Below are 6,632 nucleotides of genomic sequence, written 5' to 3' on the forward strand. Positions count from 1 at the left end.
AGTCTCTCCGACCGCACCATTATTTCTTAGTTATTAATCATTAGTGACATAACTTAGAAATAAATATAGAAATACAAACAAAACCCAGCTTTGGCTGGGTTTTGTTTTATCTATCGTTTCCTATTCTCTCATTTGTTGTTATTACTTTTTCGATTCCCCCTTTTTGAACAACAACGTTTTGAACACAAAGCTTTAAACAAAAAAAGATGCGACAAAAAAGTGTCTAAGCCTTTTCTTCCAAACACATATTCAGCTATCGTCATTGGTCCCCTAAGCGCTGTCCTCAATTGATTTAAGTAAGACTAGCCACTACCCTAGTACCCTAAACATTCGTCATACACGCTTACTCTCATTGATGTACTATCATTCAATCGTAGTAAATGAAGGGGCTCCCTAGCTTGTTAAAATACTCGATAAGCTGCGTTAGAATTTTTGATCAAAAAAAATCCAGCCGAGGCTGGATTTTCTATCTTAGGCGTTTCTTATCCCAATAAACCAAGTGCAGCGTTTGGCGCTTGTTTGGCTTGAGCAAGTACTGAGCTCGATGCTTGAGAAAGGATTTGAGACTTAGTCAATGCCGTTGTTTCTTTAGCAAAGTCAGTGTCTTTAATGCGGCTCTGAGAAGCATTAACATTTTCGTTAATGTTGTCTAAGTTGCTAATCGCATGGTCAAATCGGTTTTGGAAAGCACCCAATTGTGCACGATGGCTGTCGACAAACTTCAATGCTGAATCAACGATAGCAACAGACTCTTGAGCACCACCAACCGATGTCACATCGATAGTATCAACCGTTACAGCTTTACCAGCGCCAATCGATAACTCACCCGCTAGGCTACCACCAAAGGTAACTGCACCTTCGATTTTATTATTGTCAGCGTACATTTGAAGCTTACCGTCTTCGTCGACAGAGGCTTTAATCATATCTTGCTGACCATTAATGTAAGTGGCTAGCTGCTCGATATCGTCACCCACTTTTGCATCAATAGCTAGGTTTTGTGCATTACCAAACTTGTCCGTAAGAGCGATCGTGAGATCATTCCCGCCAGCTTGTACTGACCAGTCTTTGTCTTGGCCGTTCGCCGCAACATAACTGTTACCACCCATCTGCACGTTATCACTACGCATATTGTTCAGCGTTAGCATTACCGCTTCACCATTATCAGAACCAATCTGGAATGATTTGGTATCAAACGTGCCGTTGAGCAGTTTATTACCACCAAATGATGTGGTTTCAGCGATACGATTTAGCTCGTTGTTAAGAGCACTCACTTCTTCTTGAATAGCAACACGCTCTGATTTTGAGTTTGAGCCATTGGCAGATTGAAGTGATAAATCACGCATACGTTGTAAGATATTGGTTGTTTCATTCATTGCACCTTCTGCTGTTTGTGCAATTGAAATACCATCGTTCGCATTGCGAACCGCGACATCAAGGCCACGACTTTGAACGTTCAAGCGGTTAGAGATCTGAAGACCTGCCGCATCGTCCTTAGCGCTGTTAATTTTAAAGCCTGATGATAGACGTTCCATTGATGTTTGCTGAGCGCTGCTTGCGCTGTTCAGATAACGCTGAGCTGTCATCGCTGATACGTTTGTATTTACATTAACCGCCATAGTGGTCTCTCCTATTGATTTTCCGGCGAAGCGGAAACTTATCTTATCCGAGCGGTTTCCGACGTCTCGAAAAACCAATTAGTTCTCTCAAAGTAAACTCTTAGCGACCTTAAAAAGAATTCCTTTAGAAAAAAGAGAAGATTAAATTATTTATTTCGAGAAAAACCTAAATAACAAGATGTTACCCACAGAAGGAAAAAATTGAATTAAAGAAAAGAGCAGATCTGCCGGGGGCGAAATAGATAAAATCGATTGATTTGTTGGACTTTTAAACGAGGGGAAATTAAGAAATATTAAATTTGAGGCAAGAAAAAGCCCCTTTTCCTTTGAGAGAACCGGGGCTAGTTGGTAAGCCGGAGCCAATGTGGAGATCAAGAGAAATGATCACATTACCGACTGACCGGGGGCGTATGTTTATCGTAAAAATAACTAAGCAGGGTAAATCTGAGAGAGCTTAACTATCCAATAATAATCATACTTTGCCTTGGATTTTCACCTATTACTCACGTCTGGGTAACTGTGGTAAAAAGTCCAAATACTACTGCAATAAAGTTATTGCAGAGTTTGGCAACTGTTTTGCTTGAGCAAGAATCGACGTTCCGGCTTGTTGCAATATTTGTGTTTTCGTCAACTGTGTTGTTTCTTTGGCGAAATCGGTATCTTTAATTCGACTGTTTGATGACTCTACGTTCTCTTGGATGTTCGCCAAGTTACTAATACTGTGACTTAGACGGTTTTGTTTCGCACCCAAGTCTGCTCGTTGTGAGTCTACGTACTTTAAGGCCGCATCAACAATACCAATGGCATTTTGTGAGCCCGTTACCGTAGTAACATCAATATCTTTGACTGTGGTATATACGCCTGGTCCGCCATTTAGGCCAAGTTCGGTAGCGAGCCCACCAGAGATCGCGAGATCACCTTCGATATCCGGCTGAGCAATAAAGACCTGTAATTTACCTTCATCACCCACAGAAGCTTGTACTGCATCGGTTTGACCATTGATATAAGTCGCCAGCTCTTCAACATCATCGCCAACCTTACCCAAAATATCGACCGTCACTAACTCACCGTTTTTATCGGTAAACTCGAATTTAAGATCATTAGCACCTTGTGCTACATCCCAGTTAGCGTCCTTGCCATTCTCAGCAAAGTAAGACTGACCACCCATTCTAAAGTCATCAGCACGGATGCTGGTGAGCCCCATGATGATTGCCTCACCAGAGCTGGCACCAATTTGGAAAGATGCTTCACCAAACGAGCCGTTTAATAGTCGTCGACCACCAAATGATGTGGTTTCCGCGATTCGGTTCAATTCATTTTGCAGCGCAACCACTTCTTCATTCAAAGCCTGACGCTCTGATGATGAGTTGGTGCCGTTTGCCGATTGAAGTGATAGGTCACGAATACGCTGTAAGATACTCGTTGACTCATTCATTGCACCTTCTGCGGTTTGAGCAATCGAAATGCCGTCATTTGCATTTCGCATTGCCACATCAAGGCCGCGAGACTGTGCCGTCAATCGGTTAGAAATTTGTAAGCCTGCCGCATCATCTTTTGCACTGTTGATGCGATTACCAGAAGACAAACGTTCCATTGACGTATTGAGTTCACCGGTGGCCTTATTTAAGTAACGCTGCGCGGTTAACGCTGCTACGTTCGTGTTTACTGTAATGGTCATATTTGCTCTCCTAGTGAGTTCGCAAGTGCTTGCGAAGCGGCCAGCTTAATCTCATTTGGAAGCACTGACCGTAATTGACTTGCCAAACCTATGTAGCACAGGTTTATTTATCTATTGTTTTCGCTCTAACCACATTAATACAAGTAATGTGCCAACTTTTTAATCAATTACTAAATTCAATAAAAAGCCATTATTATTAGTTAGTTACAAATTTATTTCGGTATTTTTCTACCGAGTCTAAAAATATAACGATGCTAGTTTGAGCGATTATTGCCGCTCATTTGCCGCTTGTTAATGGGTACTTTAAAGCAGCGCTCAATCCACCTAATTGCACATACGGCGTAGCACGTAAGGCATTCAATAATTAGATGTAATTGAATAAAGTTAAGTCTTTCGTTTTCCCAAATGCTTGCTGAGAAGCTTGCAGTGCGCGAGAGTTCTCGTTGAACTCTATCACCGCTTCTGCATAATCAAGGTCTTCAAAGTTACTCTTGGATTTAGCCAGAGTCAGTTTAAAGTCTTCGTGTTGTTGCTCTTGGATATCAAGCGTACCCAATCGAGCGCCGACATCAGTACGTGCTTTAGTTAAATGAATAAATGCAGAGTGAAACTCTTGCGTAACTTGGTGCAATTTCGCGGTACTGTTGGTATCTGAAACCGAATTATCAGAGAGATCCATCGCTTTTTGGAATGTCTCAAATATTGAATAGGTTTTTCTTGGCTCTAGTGTAATAACATCACTTTTGCTAATTTGCCCTTTTACCTGAACCGTCAGTCCTTCGTATTCGATCCCCGTTCGCGGATCAAACTCATCGGCTTTTACTACACTGCCATCTTTTTCTAGCTGATACCCAAATTTGCCATTGCTCATGTCAACAAAGGTTACTTTGTAGCTCGATGCATCGCTAGGGTCTGTATTTACCGCTCTTTCTAGCAACAACTCAGAGGCATCGTTCAGCTGATATTCAGGCTCGTAGTCACCAAACGGGTTGTCTATTTCCATAAACAATTTGCTGCCCGGATCATTAATCGGCATCTCTAACGTGTTAGACACTTTCATTTTTCGTTGATAGTCATCACCGGCATATGTCACGGATCCATCATTATCTCGATAGAAAGGCTGATTTTTCGGTTTGGTCCCTGCAAAAATGTAGTTACCCGATTCATCCTGAACATTGACTAGGTTCAAGAAGTTATTCGCGATTTCCTGAAGCTCTCGCTTTTTAGCAACGCGATCTTCTGCCGAAAGTGATCCATTGATCATTTCCATTACCGTTCGCTTAGCTTCATCTGCAAAACTTTCCGTATTGGAAATAATCACTTCGTGATGCTCTAGGCGATTACGAGACAGAACAATCGCATCGACATACTGTCTTAATTGCTCCGACTGTTGACTCACATTTTGAATATAGTGAGTGGCAAGCGGGTTATCACTCGCATTCAATAGCTTCTTTCCCGAGGCTAGTTGGGCTTGATTATGATGAATTTTTGTCTCTTGACGGCGCAGATCATTTTGTACCGACTGATAGTTATGGAAACTTGAAATTCGATTTAACATTTAGCCGCCTCCTATCTCAGTGCCAAAATGGTATTAAATGTGTCGTTCGCAGCTTGCATGATTCGTGAAGATGCCATATAGGCTTGTTGAAACTTCATCATGTTGGCGGCTTCTTCATCGAGGTTCACACCTGAAATAGAAGCGATACGCTCTTGTGCTGCTTGCTTTTCCAACTGCGAAACATCAGCAAGTCTCGATGCTGTAGACATTTTCAAGCCAACATCGGTATTCAAATTGTGATAGATATCCAACACTGTTGACTCGCCATCATTAAGACTTTTGTTCGTTTGAATATTCTGCATTTTAAGCAGATTGCCGTTTGCCCCTTCAGAGGGGTTAAGGTTTGCCGTGAACTTATCGTTCGCAAACGCGCCTGGGCTTAAACTGAACATAGTGCCTAAAACATCGACAGGACCTAATGGCGGGTAATCCTGTGGATCTAACAAGATATTGCCTTTAGGGTCAGTCACCGCAAATTGATCGCCCGTCGGTGAAATGACGACTTCAAATTCTCTAACATCGCCAGCTTGCAAGATCTTAAACTGGGCATTGCCTTGAGCAAATGAGGTTGACGCTTTAAAACTCTGAGCGGCAATAACCGATGGGTCATTGGTTGCCATCTGAATCTCTGCTGCCGAATTTCGTGTAGGTCGAATAAGTATTCTCTCTCCTACCGCTAAACCTTGGCGAACTTCGATTCTCAACCCGTCAATTTGAATAGCATCGCCAACGAGATCGACTTTCTGCCTACCACCAGAAGTAGACGTCATGGTGTAATCGCTACCGTTATATTGGAGAGAGTACTCTCCCCCTTTTAGCTTGCTGGTATCTTCAATGAAGACCGCTAAATCTGCATTTGAGTCAGAGGGTTGAACCACCCTAGATTTTGCGATTCGTTCTTCATTAACGTCAGAAAAGATCAACCCACCGACGTTTCCTCGTAGGTCTAAACCTTGAGATTGAAGTCTATTCACTTCAAAAGAAAACGATGCCGACATGCGGCCAAGTTCGTCCATCAAATACGGAATATGTTTGTCTCTATTCTCTAGCAACGCACCAATTTTCCCATCAATGTCTTTGGTCGTGATTGCTTTAATGCCTTTACCTTCAACGATAGCCAGTCGACGCTGATGAACATCTGGATAGCCATCAATCATTTTTAATTGGCTTGCTTCCGTGCCAGAAACAAGGGTATGCCCATTGCCTATATGGACATTAAAGCCTTCCCCACCTTTGCGTTCTGTCACGGTCACTTTGGTATATTCAGATAGCTCTGAAACCAACCTTTCGTGTTGGTCCATCAAATCATTATGTGGAGCAGGCGTGCGCATCATCAAACGTTGGGTATCACGAATCTCTAACGCCAGCTGGTTAATGCGTTCTATACCGAGATCGAGTTTTTTATTAGCCACATCCGATTGCAAACGGATCGTCTCGTGAAAATCGTTTAGGTTATTACTGATGAGTCCCGCTTTTTCTAACACGACTTTGCGCGACCCCGTATCATTGGGGCTATCAGCCAGTGTTTTTACGGCATCAAACCATTCGTTCAAATTCTCGGGGATTTTTTTTGATGCTATAGAAGAAAGCATACTTGAAAGTACATCTAGGTTTTCTTCAGTATCGGCTTTAAAAGCCTGACTGGTTGTCGCAATATTCAGCTCATTAACGGCAAACTTATCCCAAGAGCGGCGAACATTTTCCACATGGACGCCCATGCCGTAAGTTTGACCGCCATATTGTCTAGGCGCGTTGGTTCCTTGGAGATCGGAAGAGCGGT

Annotated in this window: 4 protein-coding genes; all 4 read right to left on the bottom strand. The window is 42.6% G+C overall.

What is annotated here, in order from left to right; translation table 11 throughout:
- Nucleotides 1–482: 482 nt before the first annotated feature.
- Nucleotides 483–1,616 carry a flagellin gene (locus tag ACP45E_RS12150; RefSeq protein WP_017035130.1) on the bottom strand — a complete coding sequence of 378 codons (1,134 nt, stop codon included), beginning with the start codon at nucleotides 1,614–1,616 and terminating at the stop codon, nucleotides 483–485.
- A 538-nt stretch (nucleotides 1,617–2,154) separates the two neighbouring features.
- The gene (locus ACP45E_RS12155; RefSeq protein WP_017035129.1) at nucleotides 2,155–3,294 is read right to left on the bottom strand and encodes a flagellin; all 1,140 of its coding nucleotides are present in this window, start codon (nucleotides 3,292–3,294) and stop codon (nucleotides 2,155–2,157) included.
- Between the two features lie 364 nt (nucleotides 3,295–3,658).
- Nucleotides 3,659–4,852 (bottom strand): flagellar hook-associated protein FlgL, encoded by a 1,194-nt coding sequence (gene flgL, locus ACP45E_RS12160; protein WP_017035128.1) that lies wholly within the window; start codon nucleotides 4,850–4,852, stop codon nucleotides 3,659–3,661.
- 11 nt (nucleotides 4,853–4,863) lie between these two features.
- The coding region (locus tag ACP45E_RS12165; protein WP_083251599.1) for a FlgK family flagellar hook-associated protein at nucleotides 4,864–6,632 on the bottom strand (1,769 nt) is incomplete at its 5' end.

The organism is Vibrio genomosp. F10 str. 9ZD137, from assembly GCF_049974785.1.
In the GTDB taxonomy this organism is placed as follows: Bacteria; Pseudomonadota; Gammaproteobacteria; order Enterobacterales; family Vibrionaceae; genus Vibrio.

Coding starts and splice junctions, on each gene's coding strand:
- ACP45E_RS12150 (WP_017035130.1), bottom strand. CDS start 1,616: ATGGCGGTTAATGTAAATACAAACGTATCAGCGATGACAGCTCAGCGT.
- flgL (WP_017035128.1), bottom strand. CDS start 4,852: ATGTTAAATCGAATTTCAAGTTTCCATAACTATCAGTCGGTACAAAAT.
- ACP45E_RS12155 (WP_017035129.1), bottom strand. CDS start 3,294: ATGACCATTACAGTAAACACGAACGTAGCAGCGTTAACCGCGCAGCGT.